Raw genomic sequence first — 18,724 nt, forward strand, 5'->3', positions numbered from 1 at the left:
TCGCCCGCCCCACGACGGGCGGGACAGATGCCCTATCCGCGGCGCATCGCCATGATCAGCCTGCACACCTCCCCGCTGGCCACCCCGGGGGTCGGCGACGCCGGCGGCCTGAACGTGTACGTCGCCGAGCTGGCACGACGTCTGGGCGAGCGCGGGCTCGGCGTCGACGTGTTCACCCGACGGTCGGACCCTGGTGTCCCCGACGTCGTGCACGTCAACGAGTACGTCCGGGTGGTCCAGGTGACGGCGGGGCCCGTCGCCGAGATCGCCAAGGAGCAGCTCCCCGGTCTGCTGGACGACTTCGCCACCGCCATGGAGCCCCAGGTCGCCGACCACCAGGTGCTGCACTCCCACTACTGGCTGTCCGGGCTGGTGGCCCGCACGCTGCGCACCCGGCACCAGCTGCCGATGGTCCACACCATGCACACGATGGCCCGGGTGAAGAACGAGCTGCGGGGCGACGGGCACGCCACCGAGCCCGACGTCCGGGAGCGCGGCGAGGCGCAGATCGTCGCCGACGCCGACATCCTGACGGCCAACACCACCGACGAGGCCGACGAGCTGCGGCGCCACTACGGCGCCCGCGACGACCAGATCGCGGTGGTGCCACCGGGCGTCGACCTGCACACCTTCCACCCCTGCGACCAACCGAGGAGCCGGGCGCAGCTCGGGGTCGCCCAGGACGCCGAGGTGATCTTGTTCGTGGGCCGGATCCAGCCGCTCAAGGCTCCCGACGTCCTGATCCGGGCGGCGGCCCGACTCGTGCGGGAACGGCCGGAGCGTCGGCGACGGCTCCGGTTGATCATCATCGGCAGCCCGAGCGGACCGGAGGCGGGCTGGGCGGCGACCCTGCCCCGGCTGGCGGAGGAGCTCGGCATCGCCGACGTGGTGGAGTTCCGGCCGCACTCCCCCCGCGCGGAGCTGTTCCGCTGGTACTGCGTCTCTGACGTGGTGGGAGTGCCCTCCCACAACGAGTCCTTCGGTCTGGTCGCGCTCGAGGCACAGGCCTGTGGTCGACCGGTCGTGGCCACGGACGTGGGGGGTCTGCGGCACGCCGTCGACGACGGCGCCACCGGGCTGCTGGTGCCCGGCCACGACCCGGCCGAGTGGGCCCTCGCGATCGGCTCGATCCTGGACGACCCGGAGGGCTCTCAGTGGCTCGGAGCGGGGGCAGCGGTCCATGCGGCCACCTTCAGCTGGTCGAACACGGCGGCCTCGACCCTGCGGGCCTACGCCGCGGCCCAGCGCGCGTACGCCCGGTCCCGCCATCCCTGATCCGGCCCACCGCCGGGAGTCCGGCGGCGCGCACATCGCCGCGGGTGCTGGCCCCGACGGCCGGTGTCGGGCCACCATGGCGGGATGACCCTGTGGTGGCGGACCGGAGTGGCGGTCGTGGCCGTGGCCACCCTGCTCGGCTGCAGCGCCACCGACCGGGGTGCCCGCGCCTGCACCGAGATCGGCTCGCCGGCAGGCGTCGCCGTGACGGTCACTCGCGACGCGGTCCCGAGCGCGGCCCGGTTGGAGCTGCGACTGTGTCAGGACACGTGCGTGGAGCAGCTGGTCGACCTGCGTCCGGGCGCCGTCACCGTCGGAGAGACGTGCACGGCCGACGACCCGGACGCCACCTGCTCGGCCTCGTCGTCCCGGGACGGCACGCTGGTCGGTTTCGTGGACGCGCTGCAGCTGCGAGCCGGTCCGGTCGAGATCAGCGGCGCGTGGACCGCCTCTGGTCGCCGCACCGTGCTGGCCGAGATCACCGTCCTGGCGTCCGCAACCCACCCCAACGGGGCGGACTGCCCCGCCGGCGGGCCCCAGGCGGCGGTCACGGTCACCGCCGACGGCCTGCGCTAGCCGCACCGGGTCAGCGCGTCGGGTCCGGGTGCGGCCGGACGGCGTCGGGCTCAGTGTGGCCGCTGATCACCCTCGGCGAGTCCCCAGAACACCCGCTCCACGACGGCGTGCGCGCGTCGGGTGACCCGCCGGTAGTCGGCCAGCAGGTGCGAGGACTCCCCCGGTCCGTAGCCCATCAGCTCGGCCAGCGCGGCCAGCTCCCGGTTGTCGCTGGGGAGCGAGTCCGAGCCACGACCGCGGACCAGCATGATCTGGTTCCTGATCTTGCTGGCCAGCAGCCACGCCGCCTCCAGGTGACCGGCGTCCTGCGGGTCGATCAGGCCGGCCCGCTGCGCCGCCCGGAGGGCCTCCACGGTGCGGGAGGTGCGCAGCTCCGGCACGGCGTGCGCGTGCTCCAGCTGGAGCATCTGGACGGTCCACTCGATGTCGGCCAGACCGCCCGGTCCCAGCTTGGTGTGCTTGGCCGGGTTGGCTCCGCGGGGCAGCCGCTCGGCCTCCACCCGCGCCTTGAGCCGTCGGATCTCGTGCAGCTGCGCGGGGGTCAACCCACCGTCGGGCCACCGCTTCGCGTCGATGAGGTCCATCAGAGCCGCCCCGAGCTCGCGGTTGCCGGCCAGCGCGTCCGCCCGGACCAGGGCCTGCATCTCCCAGGTCGACGACCAGCGGCTGTAGTAGTTGCGGTAGGCCGACAGCGTGCGGATCAGGGCGCCGCCCTTGCCCTCCGGCCGCAGGTCGGCGTCCAGGCTGAGCGGCGGGTCCGCGCTCGGCCGGGTCAGCAACCGGCGGAGCTCGGAGATAGCCGCGCCGGCGATCTTGGTCCGGTCCGGGGCACCGGGCTCGCTGTCCTCCATCACGAACATGGCGTCGGCGTCGGAGGCGTACGAGAGCTCGCGGCCGCCCCAGCGACCCATCCCGATCACCGCGATCTCCGGCACCTCGGCCGCGTCCGAGGCCCGTCGGGCTATCTCCAGGGTGGTGTCGATGGTGGCCGACGCCAGGGCGGAGAGGGCGTCGCCCACCACCAGGACGTCGCTCATCCCCAGCAGGTCGCCGGCCGCGATCCGGAACAGCTCGCGCCGCCGGATGCCGCGGACCGACTCGACGGCGTGCACCGGGTCGGTGTGCCGTCCGGCCGCCGACCGCATCTCCGCACACAGATCGGCCTGCGACCGCGGCGCCAGCTCGGCGTCGTCGGCCAGCATCTGCATCGTCTGGGGCGCCCGCTGGAGCAGCGCCACCGCGTACCGGCTCGACGCGAGGATCCGGGCCAGGCGCTCGGCCATCATCCCCTCGTCCCGCAGGGCCCGCAGATACCAGGGGGTGCTGCCGAGGGTGTCCGACACCTGCCGGAAAGCGAGCAGCCCGTGGTCGGGGTTGGGGGCCGTGGCGAACCAGCCGAGCATGGCCGGCAGCAGCTGGCGCTGGATCTCGGCCTGCCGGGTGACCCCCTGGCTCAGGGCGGCGATGTGGCGCAGCGCGGCCTTGGGGTCGGCGTAACCGAGCGCCTTGAGCCTGTCCTCCGCCGAGGACTCGGTCAACCGCAGGTCCTTGGACGGGATCCGGGCGACGGCGTCCAGCAGCGGGGAGTAGAACAGCCGCTCGTGCAGGCGGCGCACCCGCTGCCCGGAGTGCTTCCAGATCGAGATCACCTGCTCGGCGGGCCGGGCGTAGCCGAGCGAGCGACCGAGACGGCGCAGGTCGCTCTCGTTGTCGGGGAGCACGTGGGTGCGGCGCAGGTGGAACAGCTGGATCCGGTGCTCCAGCGTGCGCAGGAACTGGTACGCGAGCCCGAAGCCCTTGCCGTCGTCGCGCCCCACGTAGCCGTTGTCGATCAGGGCCTTGAGGGCGTCGAGGGTGGCCCGGTCCCGCAGCCGCTCGTCGACCCGGCCGTGCACCAGCTGCAGCAGCTGGACGGAGAACTCCACGTCCCGCAGACCGCCGGCACCCAGCTTGATCTCGCGACCGGCATCCCGGGCGGGGATGTGGGCGACGACCCGCTTCCGCATGGCCTGGGTGTCGGACACGAAGTTCTCCCGCTCCGCCGCCCGCCACACCATCGGCGCCACCATGTCCACGAAGTCCTGGGCCAGGGTCAGGTCGCCGGCACTGGGGCGGGACTTGAGCATGGCCTGGAACTCCCAGGTCTTGGCCCAGCGCTCGTAGTACGTGCGATGGCTCGCGAGCGTCCGGACCAGCTGGCCGGCCTTGCCCTCCGGCCGCAGCGCCGAGTCGACCTCCCAGATGGTTCCGGCCGCCGTGAACGCCGAGCAGACCCGGGTGAGCTCCGCCGCCATCCGGGTCGCCACACTCACCGCCTGCTCGCTGGTGATCAACGGGGCACCGTCCTCGCCGAGCACCGGCTCGGCGACGAAGAGGACGTCGACGTCGCTGACGTAGTTGAGCTCCTGGGCCCCGCACTTGCCGAGACCGACCACGGCCAGACGCGTCAGCAGACCGTTCGGGCCGACCTTGGCACGTCCCATGGACAGCGCCGCCTCCAGCGTGGCATCGGCCAGGTCCGACAGCGCCGAGGCCACCAGGGGCATCACCTCGATCGGCTCCGGGTCGCACACGTCCCAGGCCGCGATCCGCAGCAGGTGCCCGCGGTAGGCCAACCGCAGCCCGTCCCCGACCGGGTCCGTGGCCACCGGTAGAGCGGCGTCGGGATCCGCCCCGACGGCGCGCAGCAGCTCGGCCCGGACGGCTTCCGCGGTCAACGGCCGGAGGTCGGCGTCGAGCCAGTCCAGGTGCTCGGGATGGGCCAGCAGGTGTCGCCCGAGGGACTCGCTGTTGCCCAGCACGCCCACCAGATGGGTGGCCAGTCGGTGGGAACCGGCCAGCCGGTTCAGCAGACCGGGGACCGCGTCGGTGAGACGGTCCAGTCCGGTCAGGGCCAGGTCCGGGTCGGCGGCGTCGGCGACGAGGTCGAGCAGGTACTCGTTGTCGGCCTCCCACTGCGACAGGATCCGCACGGCGGCGGTGGCGTCGGCGAAGCCACGCCTGGCCAGCGCGCCCTGCGTCGTCTCGATCCGGCTCACGGAGACCGATGTTACTTGCGTGAAACCTGGCCCTGCCGGGGCTGTACGTGGGCCAAGATAGCGGGGTGCGCAGCCGACCCACCGCCGCCGCGGCCCTGCTCGAGCAGAGCCGCGCCGTGCACACCTGGTTGACCGGGCTGCCGGACGACGCATACGCCCGCCCGACGGTGCTGGAGGACTGGGACGTCCGGCTGCTGACCGCCCACCTGCTGCTGGTCGTCCGCGGCTCCGCCCGGGTGCTGGGGCTGCCGACGAAGGACAAGCCGCTGACCCCGTCCGCGTTCGTGGCCCGCTACCGCCCCAGCATGGAGGCCATCGCCGCGTCCACGGTGGAGACCGCTGGCGCGCAGGCCGGCCCCGAGCTGGCGGCCGCCCTCGGCGACGCCGTGGCGACTCTCGAGTTGGCCCTGGCCGGTCCGTACCCACCCGTGCTGGCCGCGCCCCGCGGGCCGTTCCGCGCCGAGGACTGGATCGAGACCCGGATCGTCGAGCTGGTCGTGCACGCCGACGACCTCAACCGCACCTTCCCCGAGCGTCAGCCGGTGCCACTGGTGCGCCCGGCCCTGGGGCGGACGATGCGCACGCTGGCTCAGGTCCTGGCCGACGGGCACCCGGGGCGGTCGGTGGAGGTCAGGATCCCGCCGTACGCGGCCGTGCAGTGCGGTCTGGGCGATCCCGGACCCACCCACACCCGCGGCACCCCGCCGAACGTGGTGGAGACCGACGCCCTCACCTTCCTGCGGCTGGCCACCGGCCGGCAGACCTGGACCGAGGCCGTCGCCGCCGGCAAGGTCCACGCCTCCGGTCTGCGCGCCGACCTCTCCAGCGCGCTACCCCTGTTGTCCTGAGTTGGGTGGGGATCTTTCACCGATGTCGGTGAGAGATCCCCACATAAGGGGGCCTCACAACACCGGAAGCAGCTTCTGGAGCTCCATCGGGGTCACCTGGCGGCGGTACTCGTCGAACTCGGCCCGCTTGTTGCGCAAGAAGAAGTCGAACACGTGGTCCCCGAGCGTCTCGGCGACCAGGTCGGAGCGCTCCATGATCCGGATCGCCTCGTCCAGGTTGCGCGGCAGCGGCTCGATGCCGAGCGCCTGACGCTCCCGCTCGGTCAGGCTCCAGACGTCGTCCTCGGCCCCCTCGGGAAGCTCGTACTCGCCCTCGATCCCGGCCAGACCGGCGGCCAGCATCAAGGCGAAGGCCAGGTAGGGGTTGGCGGCGGAGTCGATGGAGCGCAGCTCGACCCGGGCCGAGGACCCCTTGTTCGGCTTGTACATCGGCACCCGAACGAGGGCGGACCTGTTGTTGCGACCCCAGCAGATGTAGCTGGGTGCCTCGCCGCCACCGACCAGCCGCTTGTACGAGTTCACCCACTGGTTGGTCACCGCCGTGATCTCCGCCGCGTGCCGCAGCAGCCCAGCGATGAAGTAGCGGGCCACCTTGCTCAGGTGGTACTCGGCGCTGGCGTCGTAGAAGGCGTTGTTGTCGCCCTCGAACAGCGACATGTGCGTGTGCATGCCCGAGCCGGCCTGGTCGCTGAACGGCTTGGGCATGAACGAGGCGTTGATGCCCTGGGACAGCGCCACCTCCTTGACCACCACCCGGAAGGTCATCAGGTTGTCGGCGGTGGACAGCGCGTCGGCGTACCGCAGGTCGATCTCCTGCTGACCCGGCGCACCCTCGTGGTGGGAGAACTCGACCGAGATGCCCATCTGCTCGAGCATCGTGATCGCCTTGCGCCGGAAGTCGCTCCCGGTGCTCTGCGGGGTGTGGTCGAAGTAGCCGGAGGAGTCCACCGGGGTCGGGGAGACGCCCGGGAGGAGCGGGTCCTTGAACAGGAAGAACTCGACCTCGGGGTGGGTGTAGAAGGTGAAGCCCAGATCGGCGGCCTTCTTCAGGGTGCGCTTCAGGACGTACCGCGGATCGGCGTAGGACGGGGAGCCGTCGGGCATGGCGATGTCGCAGAACATCCGAGCCGTCGCCGGGCTCGCGTCGCGCCACGGCAGCACCTGGAAGGTCGACGGGTCGGGCCGCAGCACCATGTCGGACTCGTAGACCCGGGCGAACCCCTCGATCGCCGAGCCGTCGAAGCCCAGGCCCTCGGAGAAGGCGCCCTCGAGCTCGGCGGGCGCGATGGCCACCGACTTGAGGAAACCCAGCACGTCGGTGAACCACATCCGGACGAACCGGACGTCTCGTTCCTCGATCGCCCTCAACACGAACTCGGTCTGCTTGTCCACGTCGTCAGTCTGCCGCCTGACGCTGACCGGCGCGTACCGAGGTGCCCCGTGTCTCTCCGACGAGACGAGAGACACCTGCCGTCCGGAGGTCACCGGCCGGTGGACCTGCCGCCGTTAACCTGAGGCAATGTCGCAGCCCGGGTGGTATCCCGACCCCGCCGGGACCCCGAACCGGTTCCGCTACTGGGACGGTCGGACCTGGTCGCACGACACGACCGACGACCCCGCGTCAGCCACCCCCGCCGCGCCCGCGAGCGGCACCGGCGGGCGCGAGTCGCGCCGGCGCCGCCTGGGTCCGCTGATCCTCGTGGTCACCGCCCTGCTGGTGGTGGTCCTCGTGGGGTTCTTCGTGGTCCGCGGTCTGAGCGGGAACCGGCCCATCGTGGACCCCGGCCCGCTCCCCTCCTCGACCGTGTCCGGCTGGGACGACAGCAGCCCCACCACCGATCCCGAGACCCCCACGCCGACACCCTCGGCGTCACTGCCCACCCCGACCCCCAGCCGGACCCGTACGCCCACGCCGAGGCCATCGCCCACCGAACAGCTCCGTGCCTGTCCGCAGGGCCAGCCGGCGGTCCGTCAGGACCACCCCTCCGACGGCCGGGTCCACGGCGGGGGACTCTCCTTCCCCGAGGTGCGGGGCTGGCAGAACTCCAGCGGCGCCGAGTTCAGCTGGGCCTACGACGTCGGCGAGCAGAGGAAGCAGGCCGAGTCGCCCAGCTGGTACGCGAACCTCGCTGTGGGCGCGCTGTTCACCCTGGACGGCTTCGAGGAGCCACGACGGTCGGCGGAGCTGGTGATGCAGTGCGTGATCAGCTCCGGTCTCTACCCGTACTTCACCGGCCGCGAGGCCGTGTGGTCCAAGGAGGTCACCGTCGACGGCCGTCCCGGCTGGTCGATCCGCGCCGAGATCCGGGTCGACGACCCGGAGCTGACGACCAAGGGCGACACCGTGGAGGTGACCGTGGTCGACACCGGGGCGCCGGAGTCGCTGGCGATGTTCATCGGGGCGGTGGACATCGGCAACCGGGCGCTGGCCAAGAACCTGGACTCGACGATCGCGAACCTGCGGGTGGAGTGAGCCCGGTCGATCCGCGCCGGTCCCGGTACGGGCGACCGGCGCGGGTCGGCGGGGGCTCAGCTCTTGTTCACCGGGGTGTCCGGGTCGGCGCCGGCCGGCGCCGGACCGTGCGGCTCGACCCCGGGGCCGGCGACCAGCTCGGCGATGGCGTCGCCCAGGGTCTTGTCCACCTGGCGCCAGTAGCCGAACACCCGCTCGCGGATGTCCGGCCGGACGGTGCCCAGGGTCGAGGCGACGGTCTCCACGAGCCGGTCCCGCTCGGGTTGGTCCATCACCTGGTTGACGAGGGCGTTCGCCTGGCTGAAGTCGTCGTCCTCCGGCCGCAGCGTGTATGCCGACCGCACGAACCCGCCGTCGGCCTCCCAGCCGGTGTCGGCGAACAGGTCGTGGTGCACCGCCGGACCGCCCACGCTGTTGGGCGAGTAGACCGGCTGTCCCGGAGTGAAGTCGTAGCGCATCGGTCCGTCGAACTCGTACGAGTTGACCGGCACCTGCGGCTTGTTGACGGGCAGCTGCAGGTAGTTCGGCCCGATCCGGTAGCGATGGGTGTCGGAGTACGCGAAGACGCGGCCGAGCAGCATCTTGTCCGGGCTGAACCCGATCCCCGGCACAACCGCGCTCGGCTCGAAGGCGGCCTGCTCGATCTGGGCGAAGAAGTTCTCCGGGTTGCGGTCGAGGGTCATCGTGCCGACCTCGATCAGCGGGTAGTCGCTGTGCGGCCAGATCTTGGTCAGGTCGAACGGGTTGATCCGGTAGGTCCGGGCGTCCTCGTACGGCATCAGCTGGACGCGGAGCGTCCAGGAGGGGAACTCGCCCCGCTTGATCGCGGTGAACAGGTCCCGGCGGTGCGCGTCAGGATCCGTCGCTGCGGTCAGCGCCGCCTCGTCGTTGGTCAGGTTCTCGGCGCCCTGGTGGCTGTGGAAGTGGTACTTGACCCAGTGCTTCTCACCGGCCCCGTTGACCCACAGGTACGTGTGCGAGCCGTACCCGTTCATGTGCCGCCAGGTCTTGGGGATGCCGCGGTCGCCCATCAGGTAGGTGACCTGGTGGGCCGACTCCGGCTGGAGGGTCCAGAAGTCCCAGCGCATGTCCCAGTCCTGGAGCCCCGAGTCGGGGAGCCGCTTCTGGGAGCGGATGAAGTGGGGGAACTTCATGGTGTCCCGGACGAAGAAGACCGGGGTGTTGTTGCCGACCAGGTCGTAGTTGCCCTCGGAGGTGTAGAACTTCAGCGCGAAGCCACGAGGGTCGCGGACGGTGTCGGCGGAGCCCTGCTCACCGGCCACTGTCGAGAACCGGGCCAGCATGTCGGTTCTGACCCCCGGCTGGAACAGGGCGGCCCGGGTGTACGCGCTCACGTCGTGCGTGGTCTCGAAGTGCCCGAAGGCGCCCCCGCCCTTCGCGTGGACGTTGCGTTCCGGCACCCGCTCGCGGTTGAAGTGAGCCATCTGGTTCACCTGGTGGAAGTCGTGCAGCAGGATCGGGCCGTCGGGGCCGACCGTCTGGGAGAACTGGTCGCTTGGGGCGGGTGCACCGGTGTCGGTGGTGGAGACGACGGGCGAGAGGTTCCCGTCGGGGGTGGTCGCCTTGACCTCGGTCATCTGGACGTGCTCCTCGGGGGTCGTGGAGTCGGATCCGCCGGATTACGCGCTGCTGAACGTCACACCGCGCAGGTTCAGTTGTACCGCCCCCGACAACCGGTGGGCGGGGTGGATCAGGTCGTGGAGCGCGCCTGGGCGCAGGTCGGGCAGGTCCCCCAGTAGGTGACCTCGGCCTCTTCCACCAGGAAGCCGTGCGTGTCCTCGGGGACCGCGCACGGCATCGCACCGACGGCGCAGGGCACGTCGTGCACGGACCCGCAGGTCCGGCAGACCAGGTGGTGGTGGTTGTCGCCGGTGGCCACCTCGAACTTCATGGCCGACCCGGCCGGCTCGAACCGACGCAGGATCCGGTGCTCGGTGAGGGTGTTGAGGGCGTCGTAGATCGCCTGCGTCGACACGGCTCCGATGCCGGTCCGCACCCGCTCCGCCACCTGCTCGGCGCTCAGGTGGGGGTCGGCGTCCACGACGTCGAGGACGGCGAGCCGGGACTGTGTCACCCGCAGTCCGACCGCCCGGAGGCGCTCGGCCCAGCTGAGCGCTTGCACTGCGGTGGTCATGTTCTCTAGAGAACCACGTTCTCTGGAATCGTTCAACTAAAGCGATGACCAGCCCCGACCCCGACCCCGCGGGGCCGCACCACCCGCGAGGTCGGACCGGTACTCAGGCGTTCAGCTGCCCCAGCCGGGTCCAGGTCTCCACCACGGTGTCGGGGTTCAGCGACATGCTGTCGATGCCTTCCGCCAGCAGCCACTCGGCCAGGTCGACGTGGTCGCTCGGCCCCTGACCGCAGATGCCGACGTACTTGCCGCGGGCCTTGCAGGCCCGGATCGCAGCACTGATCATGAACTTGACCGCCGGGTCGCGTTCGTCGAACGAGGCCGCGATCAGGCTGGAGTCCCGATCGAGGCCGAGCGTCAGCTGGGTCATGTCGTTGGAGCCGATCGAGAAGCCGTCGAAGTGGTCGAGGAACTGGTCGGCGATCACGGCGTTCGAGGGCAGCTCGCACATCATGATCACCTCCAGACCGTTCTCACCCCGCACCAGCCCGTGCTGGGCCAGCAGGTCGATGACGCCCTTCGCCTCGGTCAGCGTCCGCACGAACGGGATCATGATCTTGATGTTGGTCAGACCCATCTCGTCCCGGACGTACTTCAGTGCCTCGCACTCCATCGCGAAGCAGTCAGCGAAGTCGGCCGACAGGTACCGCGACGCACCGCGGTAGCCGATCATCGGGTTCTCCTCGTGCGGCTCGTAGAGATCACCGCCCACCAGGTTGGCGTACTCGTTGGACTTGAAGTCACTCATCCGCACGATCACCGGGTGGGGCGCGAACGCCGCCCCCAGCATCGACACCCCCTCCGCCACCCGCGTCACGAAGAAGTCCCGCGGGCTGTCGTACGCCGCCACCGCCTCGGTGATCTGCTGCTTCAGCGCCTCGTCGGCGAGGGTGTCGAGATCGAGCAGCGCCTTGGGGTGGATGCCGATCTGCCGGTTGATGATGAACTCCAGCCGGGCCAGGCCGATACCGGCGTTCGGCAGCTTCGCGAACGAGAAGGCCTGATCCGGGGTGCCGACGTTCATCATGATCTTGACCGGGATGTCGGGCATGGCCTCCATCGCCGTCTCCTGCACGGTGAAGTCGAGCAGCCCGTCGTAGATGAAACCGGTGTCGCCCTCGGCGCAGGAGACCGTGACCTCACGCCCGGCCGACAGCTCGCGCGTGGCGCTGCCGGTGCCGACCACCGCCGGGATCCCGAGCTCGCGAGCGATGATCGCCGCGTGGCAGGTGCGTCCGCCCCGGTTGGTCACGATCGCGGACGCCCGCTTCATGATGGGTTCCCAGTCGGGATCGGTCATGTCGGCCACCAGCACCTCACCGGGCACGAAGCTGGACATCTGCGCCACCGAGCTGAGCACCCGGACCGGACCCGCACCGATCTTCTGGCCGATCGCCCGGCCCTCGATCACCACCGGCCCCCTCTCGTTCAACCGGTAGCGCTTCACCGTGGAGCCGGCCCGGGACTGCACGGTCTCGGGCCGCGCCTGCAGGATGTAGAGACCACCGTCGCCGCCGTCCTTGCCCCACTCGATGTCCATCGGACGGCCGTAGTGCTCCTCGATGGCCAGCGCCTGCCGCGCCAGCTCGGTCACCTCGTCGTCGGTCAGGCTGAGCAGCCCCCGCTGCGCCACGTCCACGTCCACGAACTCCGTGGTCCTGCCCACCGTCGCGTCGGCGGTGTAGATCATCTTGATGGCCTTGCCGCCGACCCCGCGCTTCAGGATCGCCGGTCGACCCGCCCGCAGGGCCGGCTTGTAGACGTAGAACTCGTCGGGGTTCACAGCACCCTGGACGACCGCTTCACCCAGTCCGTACGAGGACGTGATGAAGACCGCGTCGTCGAAGCCGGACTCGGTGTCCATGGTGAACATCACGCCCGAGGCACCGATGTCGGAGCGGACCATCTTCTGCACCCCGGCCGACAGCGCCACGGCCTCGTGCTCGAAGGAGTGGTGCACCCGGTAGGCGATGGCGCGGTCGTTGTAGAGCGAGGCGAACACCTCGCGGACGGCGGTCAGCACCGCGTCGATGCCGCGGATGTTGAGGAACGTCTCCTGCTGGCCGGCGAAGGACGCGTCCGGCAGGTCCTCGGCGGTCGCGCTGGAGCGCACCGCGAAGGACGCGTCCGCGTCGTCCCCGGCGAGCCTCTCGTACGCCGCCCGGATGTCGGCCTCGAGATCGGCCGGGAACGGCTGCTCGATCATCGCCGTACGGATGCCCTGGCCCACCCGGGCCAGCTCGTCGACGTCATCGGTGTCGAGATCGGCCAGCTGGGCGTTGATCAGGTCGCCGAGCCCGGTCTGGGAGATGAAGCGACGGAACGCGTCGGCGGTGGTGGCGAAACCGTCGGGCACCATCACCCCGGCCGAGGTGAGGTTGGCGACCATCTCCCCGAGCGAGGAGTTCTTGCCGCCGACCTGCTCGAGGTCGGCCAGACCCAGCTCGGAGAACCAGCGGACGTTGTCGGTGGCGGGGCCTGCACTGGTGGGGGTCGCGGTGGTCATCCGGGGTCCTCTCGAGGGGTGGCGGTCGTCGTCGGTCGGGGCGGGCGTACGGGGGGCGAGTGGCTCAGGCGGCGGGCTGGGGGCTGCGGGACTGCAGGATCACCGTCGACATCTCCTCCACCGACTTGGCTGAGGAGTTGATCGATGGGATCTTGTGGATGCGGTAGAGGGTCTCGGCCCGCCGCAGCTCGAAGGTGCACTGCTCGAGCGACGCGTAGCGGGAGTTCGCACGCCGCTCGTGGCGTACCTGGCTGAGTCGGGCCGGCGTGGTGGTGATGCCGAAGCAGCGGTCGCGCAGGTGACGGATCGGCTTGGGCAGCTCGTTGGTGTCGAAGTCCTCGTCCACCAGGGGGTAGTTGGCCACGAAGATGCCGTGCTGCAGGGCGAGGTACATGGTGGTCGGCGTCTTGCCGCAGCGGGACGGGGCGATCAAGATCACGTCGGCCTTGTCCAGCGCCCGCATGCTCTGACCGTCGTCGTGCTCGATCGCGTACTCGACCGCCGCCATCCGTGCGTTGTAGCGCTTGACGTCGCCGAGGCCGTGCAGCCGGGCGGCCACCCGCTGTCCCTCGTGGCCGAGGATCGCCTCGACCTTGGTCATGTGCAGGTCGAAGAAGTCGATCAACGGGCAGCGTGACCGGTGCAGCTCGTCGCGGATCTCGGTGACGGCGGTGGTGGAGAAGGCCAGTGGGGTGATCGGTCCGTCCATGGCCGCGTCCAGGGTGGCGACGACCTTGCGCGCCTCCTCGACGGTGGTGATGAACGGGATCAGCCGCCGCTCGAACCGCAGCTCAGGAAACTGGATCAGCAGGGCGTTGCCCATCGTCTCGGCGCTGATCCCGGTGCTGTCGGAGAGGAAGAACACCGGCACCGCCGGTGCGTCGACCGGTGATCCGTCGGGTGTCGGGATCCCCATCGTCGGCCTCCGGCTGTGAGTCGTGGACCAGACCAGGTGAGCCCTGGACTAGACCAGACACGTTACTGGTATCAGGCCTGCGAATTCGACTCCGCGACGTGTGAACCTCCCCACGGACCAAGGTCACAGGAGCACTTAAGAACACAACCTTGCTGTGGTGTCGTCACTCGCTGCTCCCGGGAGAGTGAGGACCTCGGCGCCGGTGCCGGTGACGACCAGGGTGTGCTCGAACTGGGCGCAGCGAGAACCGTCCAGGGTCAGCACCGTCCAGCCGTCGTCCCAGAGCTCCCACTCGTGGGTCCCGAGGGCGAGCATCGGCTCGATGGTGAAGGTCATGCCCGGCTCCATGACCGTGTCGTGGTGGGGGCTGTCGTAGTGCGGGATGACCAGCCCGGAGTGGAAGCTGCTGTGCACGCCGTGACCGGTGTAGTCGCGGATCACGTGGTAGCCGAACCGCTTCGCGTAGCTCTCGATCACCCGGCCGATGACGTTCACCCGCCGCCCCGGTCGGACCGCCGCGATGGCCCGCCTCAGCGCCTCCTCGGTGCGGTCGCTCAGCAGCCGTGACTCGATGTCGACGTCCCCGCACCCCACGGTGAGGCAGGTGTCGCCGTGCACCCGGTCCACGAACGCGGTGACGTCGATCTTGACCAGATCGCCGTCCTCCAGCGGCCGGGTGTCCGGGATCCCGTGGCAGATCACCTCGTTCACCGAGGTGCAGCACGACTTCGGGAAGCCGCGGTAGCCCAGCGTCGACGGGTAGGCCCCCTGGTCGACCAGGAAGTCGTGCACCACGGCGTCGATCGCGTCGGTGGTCACGCCCGGTGCCACCACGGCGGCGCCCGCCCGGGCCGCCTGCGCCGCGATCCGGCCGGCCACCCGCATCCGGTCGATGGTGTCGGCCGTCTGCACGTGCGGACCCCGGTACGGTTCGGGCGCCGGCCGTCCGACGTAGTGCGGTCGCGGGATCCACCCGGGCACCGACCGGGTGGGCGAGAGCGGGGCGGGTCGGAGGCCGGTCACAGTCCCGCATGCTACGGAGTAGCGTCACGCCCATGGCCGACAAGCACTTCTGGTACGACCTCACCACGAAGTCCGTGATCACGGACGACAACGCAACCAAGGCCACGGACCGGCTCGGACCGTACGCCACCAGAGAGGAGGCCGAGAGCGCCCTCGCCAAGGTCGAGGAGAACAACAAGTCGTGGGACGACGACGACGACTGGGGCGAAGACTGAGTAGTCGTCACTCGCTGTTCTCTGCGCGCCTGACTGACTCCGCCTCGCTGACGCTCGGTGTCGGGACATCGGTAACCTCTCCAGGTGCCGCTCTTCGACCTGCCGCTGTCCGAGCTCGAGTCCTACTCCCCCGAGATCCCGATCCCGGCGGACCTGGTGCCGTTCTGGACCGAGACGCTGGCCGAGACCCGTCGTCATGACCTCGCCCTCGACCGGACGCCGTACGACAACAAGCTCGCCCTGATCGAGACCGAGGACCTCACCTACGCCGGCTTCGGCGGTACGCCGGTCAAGGCGTGGCTGCACCGCCCGGCCGGGGTCGAGGGCCCGCTGCCCACCGTCGTGCAGTACCACGGCTACTCCGGTGGACGAGGCTTCCCGCACGCCACCACGACCTGGGCCCAGGCCGGCTACGCCCACCTGGTGATGGACACGCGCGGCCAGGGCTGGAGCGCCGGCGGCCCCAGCGGCACCGCGGACTGGGCCCCCGAGGCAGGGGTGAACCACACGCCGGGCTTCATGACCTCCGGACTCAGTGACCCCCGGCACTACTACTACCGAAGGGTGTACGCCGACGCGGTCCGGCTGCTCGACGTCGCCCTCGCCCTGCCCGAGGTCGACGCGTCGAAGATCATCGTGACCGGCGGCAGCCAGGGGGGCGGGATCACCATCGCGGCCGCCGCGCTGGCCGCTCTGTCCGACATCCCGCTGGTCGGGGCAGCCCCCGACGTGCCCTTCCTGTGTCACATCCGCCGGGCGGTGGAGCTGACCGACCGGCTGCCGTACGCCGAGATCACCCAGTACCTGGCGGCCTGGCGGGACCACGCCGAGCAGGCGTACGCGACCCTGGCCTACATCGACGGAGCCGTCCTCGGCCGTCTCGCCACCGCCCCGACGCTGTTCTCGGTGGCGCTGATGGACCCGATCTGCCCGCCCTCGACCGTGTTCGCCGCCTACCACGCGTACGGCGCCGACGCCTCGGATCCCGTGCTGGACAAGGAGATCCGGGTCTACGGTCACAACGGGCACGAGGGTGGCGGCCCCTACCAGATCGACGCGCAGCTGGACTGGTTCGCGGAGCGGTTCGCCTCCACGTCCTAGAGCCCCGGCGCCGCCACCACCACGGTCCCGGTGCCGCCGGCACCGGTCACCGTGACCACGTCCCCCGGGTACCCGAAGACCGACTCCCCCTGCTTCAGCGTCGTTGCCCGGGACCCGTCGAAGACCTCCACCGAGCCTTCGACGACCAGCACGATCCGGCCGCTCCCCGCCGCCGGAACGGTGACCGCCTCGGCGTCGGCGTCGAGCCGCCACAGAGCGAACTCGGGCGCCGGCGTCGGGTAGCGCCAGACGCCAGCACCCTCCTCGACCACCTCGACCAGGTCCGGGACTCCCGGGGTGAAGTCCAGGACGGCCAGCAGCTCGCCCACGTCGACGTGCTTGGGGGTCAGACCGCCGCGCATCACGTTGTCGGAGTTGGCCATCACCTCCACGCCGATCCCGTGCAGGTAGGCGTGCAGGTTCCCGGCGGGCAGGAACAACGCCTGGAACCGCCCGTAGCCGATCCGGTTCATCAGCAGCGCGGCCAGGACGCCCGGGTCGCCCGGGTAGTGCTCGTCCAGCTCGACCGCCGTCCGCGCGAAGAGGGCGAGCTCGTCGTCGGTCCTCCCCTCCCCCGCCTCGATGAGCTCGGCCGCCGCGGTCACGACCTGGGCCACGACCTCCCGATCGCCCTCCGCCAGCCGGAGCACCCGGGCGAACACCTCCGCCAGCTGCTCGGGGCCACCGCCCTGAAGGGGGGCCACCAGCTCGGAGGCCGCGGTCACACCGAGCCGGCTGAACAGCGCGTACGTCGTGTCCGGCTCCCGGAAACCGCAGAGCGCCTCGATGTCTCCGAGGGCCATGAACATCTCGGGCTTCGGCCAGTCGTCGCGGTAGAGCCGGGTCGGCGCGCCCGGGTCGACACCGGCGGCCTGCTCACGGGCGTAGCCGTCCTCGGCCTGGGCCCGGGTCGGGTGCGCCTGGAGCGACAGGGGTTCCCCGGCCGCCAGCACCTTCAGCAGGTAGGGCAGCCGGGGACCGAACGCTTCCACCGAGGCGCCCCCCACGACCCCGGTGGGGTCGGCGTCGATCCGGTCGGGCAGCGGAGAGCCGGCCACCTGGGAAGGAGCCCCCGGGTGGGCCCCCAACCACAGCTCGGCCTGGGGACGACCGTCGGGTTCGACCCCGAGGAAGGCGGGCAGGGCCGTGCGGGAGCCCCAGGCGTAGTGCTGCACGGAACCGGTGAGGGGATCCATCGGTCAGGTCCTTCCGGAGCGGGTCGGCTCGACTCAGGCCGGAGGTGGCGCCGCTGCCGAGTTCCGGGGCACCAACGGTACGGCGGGTCGCACCAGGGCGTTGATCACCCGGCAGGTGATCTCGGCCATGTCGACGGAGTCGGGTTCGTACAGCCACTGGATCTGGAGTCCGTCCATCACGGCGATGATCGCGGCTGCGGTGGACACCGGTTCGGCCACCACCTCGAAGTCGCCGTCGGCGGCGCCGTCGACGAGCGTCGCCGCGATCAGCGTCCGCAGCCGCTGGTAGCGGTCGAGGAACCAGCACCGGGCGGGGTGGGCGTCGGTGGCGGCCTCGACGGACAGCACCGCGTACATCTGGGTGCTCACCGGCGCCGTCATGTTGCGCGCCATCGTGTCCACCAGGTGCTGCAGCATCGCGCGGCCACGGGGCAGCTCGCCGCCGGGCGAGTCCTGGAGGCCGAGGAGGTCGCGCCGCTCGAGCAGCTCGACCAGGAGCGCCTCCTTGGTCTTGAAGTGGTGCAGCAGCCCGGCGGCGGTGATCCCAGCAGCACTGGCCACGTCGGCCAACGTGGCCTTGTAGAAGCCCTTCTGCCCGAAGGCGACGAGCGCCGAGTCGAGGATCTCCTGCTTCCGCAGCCGTGTTCGCCGGGCGTACACCCCCTCGGGCCGCTCGTCCTCGACCCGGGGCGGCAGCAGGGGTGGCGGAGGAGAGGGCAAGGGCGCCGACCAGGCCCTCGGTTCCTCCTCGACCGTCATAAGGCGTCATGGTAGACCGCTGTCAACCCGAGGGCAGGACCGCACGCCATCGGTGCCGGCGAGCGTGGGACCGCTCCCACGACCACGAGCACGTCCGGACGTGAAGCAACGCCCGCGTTTCGTACGGCTCGGGAAGCGGTAGGCTGACCGTGGACGAGTCGGCCGGGCGGTCGCGGTGTCGCACGACACCGAGGAAAGTCCGGACTCCGACGAGCAGGGTGGTGGGTAACACCCACCCGGGGCGACCCGCGGGACAGTGCCACAGAGAACAGACCGCCACGACCTCCCGCCAGGGAGATCGGGGTAAGGGTGAAACGGCGGTGTAAGAGACCACCAGCACCCCGGGTGACCGGGGTGGCTAGGCAAACCCCACCCGGAGCAAGATCAAGAAGGGTGCCTCCGGGCACTCGCGGAAGCGTTCGAGGGCTGCTCGCCCGAGCTTCCGGGTAGATCGCACCAGGCGACCGGCAACGGTCGTCGCAGATGGATGATCGCCACCCGGGCTCCGGCCCGGGCACAGAATCCGGCTTACAGGCCGGCTCGTCCCCCCAGCGCCCAACCCAGAAAAGCTGTCCACGTTGTGGACGACGTGGTAGCCAGGGAGTCACTCCTGTCCCAGGATGTCATCAAGAAACGTTCGCGG

At 70.7% G+C, this 18,724-nt stretch carries 15 protein-coding genes and 1 other RNA gene; 7 read left to right on the top strand and 9 right to left on the bottom strand.

Going from position 1 to position 18,724, the window contains the following annotated elements; translation table 11 throughout:
* The first annotated feature begins 27 nt into the window (after positions 1-27).
* Complete coding sequence (mshA, locus tag ABD714_RS15110; protein ID WP_344813209.1) at positions 28-1,275, top strand: D-inositol-3-phosphate glycosyltransferase; 1,248 nt, start codon at positions 28-30, stop codon at positions 1,273-1,275.
* Positions 1,276-1,359: 84 nt separating this feature from the next.
* Complete coding sequence (locus tag ABD714_RS15115) at positions 1,360-1,851, top strand: hypothetical protein (RefSeq protein ID WP_344813210.1); 492 nt, start codon at positions 1,360-1,362, stop codon at positions 1,849-1,851.
* Positions 1,852-1,901: 50 nt separating this feature from the next.
* Here ABD714_RS15115 and ABD714_RS15120 read toward each other — a convergent pair whose 3' ends face one another.
* Positions 1,902-4,889: a bifunctional [glutamine synthetase] adenylyltransferase/[glutamine synthetase]-adenylyl-L-tyrosine phosphorylase gene (locus ABD714_RS15120; RefSeq protein WP_344813211.1), complete on the bottom strand. Its 2,988-nt coding sequence runs from the start codon at positions 4,887-4,889 to the stop codon at positions 1,902-1,904.
* 65 nt (positions 4,890-4,954) lie between these two features.
* On the opposite strand from ABD714_RS15120, the gene ABD714_RS15125 reads away from it, so the two are divergent.
* Positions 4,955-5,737, top strand: a complete 783-nt coding sequence (locus ABD714_RS15125) for a maleylpyruvate isomerase family mycothiol-dependent enzyme (protein ID WP_344813212.1) — start codon at positions 4,955-4,957, stop codon at positions 5,735-5,737.
* 54 nt (positions 5,738-5,791) lie between these two features.
* Here ABD714_RS15125 and ABD714_RS15130 read toward each other — a convergent pair whose 3' ends face one another.
* The gene (locus tag ABD714_RS15130) at positions 5,792-7,129 is read right to left on the bottom strand and encodes a glutamine synthetase family protein (protein ID WP_344813213.1); all 1,338 of its coding nucleotides are present in this window, start codon (positions 7,127-7,129) and stop codon (positions 5,792-5,794) included.
* 127 nt (positions 7,130-7,256) lie between these two features.
* On the opposite strand from ABD714_RS15130, the gene ABD714_RS15135 reads away from it, so the two are divergent.
* Positions 7,257-8,210 (top strand): DUF2510 domain-containing protein, encoded by a 954-nt coding sequence (locus tag ABD714_RS15135; RefSeq protein ID WP_344813214.1) that lies wholly within the window; start codon positions 7,257-7,259, stop codon positions 8,208-8,210.
* A 56-nt stretch (positions 8,211-8,266) separates the two neighbouring features.
* On the opposite strand, the gene ABD714_RS15140 is transcribed toward ABD714_RS15135, so the two are convergent.
* The 5 genes from ABD714_RS15140 to map form a co-directional block, all read right to left on the bottom strand.
* Complete coding sequence (locus ABD714_RS15140; protein WP_344813215.1) at positions 8,267-9,808, bottom strand: catalase; 1,542 nt, start codon at positions 9,806-9,808, stop codon at positions 8,267-8,269.
* Positions 9,809-9,921: 113 nt separating this feature from the next.
* On the bottom strand, positions 9,922-10,365 hold the full coding sequence (locus tag ABD714_RS15145) for a Fur family transcriptional regulator (RefSeq protein WP_344813216.1): 444 nt from the start codon (positions 10,363-10,365) through the stop codon (positions 9,922-9,924).
* Positions 10,366-10,468: 103 nt separating this feature from the next.
* Positions 10,469-12,871, bottom strand: coding sequence for a phosphoenolpyruvate synthase (gene ppsA / locus ABD714_RS15150; protein WP_344813217.1), 2,403 nt, complete (start codon positions 12,869-12,871; stop codon positions 10,469-10,471).
* Positions 12,872-12,935: 64 nt separating this feature from the next.
* Positions 12,936-13,787, bottom strand: a complete 852-nt coding sequence (locus ABD714_RS15155; RefSeq protein ID WP_344813218.1) for a pyruvate, water dikinase regulatory protein — start codon at positions 13,785-13,787, stop codon at positions 12,936-12,938.
* Between the two features lie 135 nt (positions 13,788-13,922).
* Entirely contained in the window at positions 13,923-14,810 is an 888-nt protein-coding gene (gene map / locus ABD714_RS15160) for a type I methionyl aminopeptidase (protein ID WP_344813219.1), read from the bottom strand.
* A 32-nt stretch (positions 14,811-14,842) separates the two neighbouring features.
* On the opposite strand from map, the gene ABD714_RS15165 reads away from it, so the two are divergent.
* Both ABD714_RS15165 and ABD714_RS15170 read left to right on the top strand, forming a co-directional pair.
* Positions 14,843-15,025 (top strand): SPOR domain-containing protein, encoded by a 183-nt coding sequence (locus ABD714_RS15165; protein WP_344813220.1) that lies wholly within the window; start codon positions 14,843-14,845, stop codon positions 15,023-15,025.
* A gap of 84 nt (positions 15,026-15,109) precedes the next feature.
* Positions 15,110-16,126 carry an acetylxylan esterase gene (locus ABD714_RS15170; protein ID WP_344813221.1) on the top strand — a complete coding sequence of 339 codons (1,017 nt, stop codon included), beginning with the start codon at positions 15,110-15,112 and terminating at the stop codon, positions 16,124-16,126.
* Here ABD714_RS15170 and manA read toward each other — a convergent pair.
* Both manA and ABD714_RS15180 read right to left on the bottom strand, forming a co-directional pair.
* Complete coding sequence (manA, locus tag ABD714_RS15175) at positions 16,123-17,322, bottom strand: mannose-6-phosphate isomerase, class I (RefSeq protein WP_344813222.1); 1,200 nt, start codon at positions 17,320-17,322, stop codon at positions 16,123-16,125. The genes ABD714_RS15170 and manA overlap by 4 nt on opposite strands.
* Before the next feature lie 33 nt (positions 17,323-17,355).
* The gene (locus ABD714_RS15180; protein WP_344813223.1) at positions 17,356-18,081 is read right to left on the bottom strand and encodes a TetR/AcrR family transcriptional regulator; all 726 of its coding nucleotides are present in this window, start codon (positions 18,079-18,081) and stop codon (positions 17,356-17,358) included.
* A gap of 154 nt (positions 18,082-18,235) precedes the next feature.
* Between ABD714_RS15180 and rnpB the strand changes: the two genes are divergently transcribed.
* Positions 18,236-18,628: RNase P RNA component class A (rnpB, locus tag ABD714_RS15185), an RNA gene on the top strand.
* Positions 18,629-18,724 lie beyond the last annotated feature (96 nt).

The sequence above is a fragment of the Microlunatus aurantiacus genome, from assembly GCF_039536605.1.
Lineage (GTDB): Bacteria > Actinomycetota > Actinomycetes > Propionibacteriales > Propionibacteriaceae > Microlunatus > Microlunatus aurantiacus.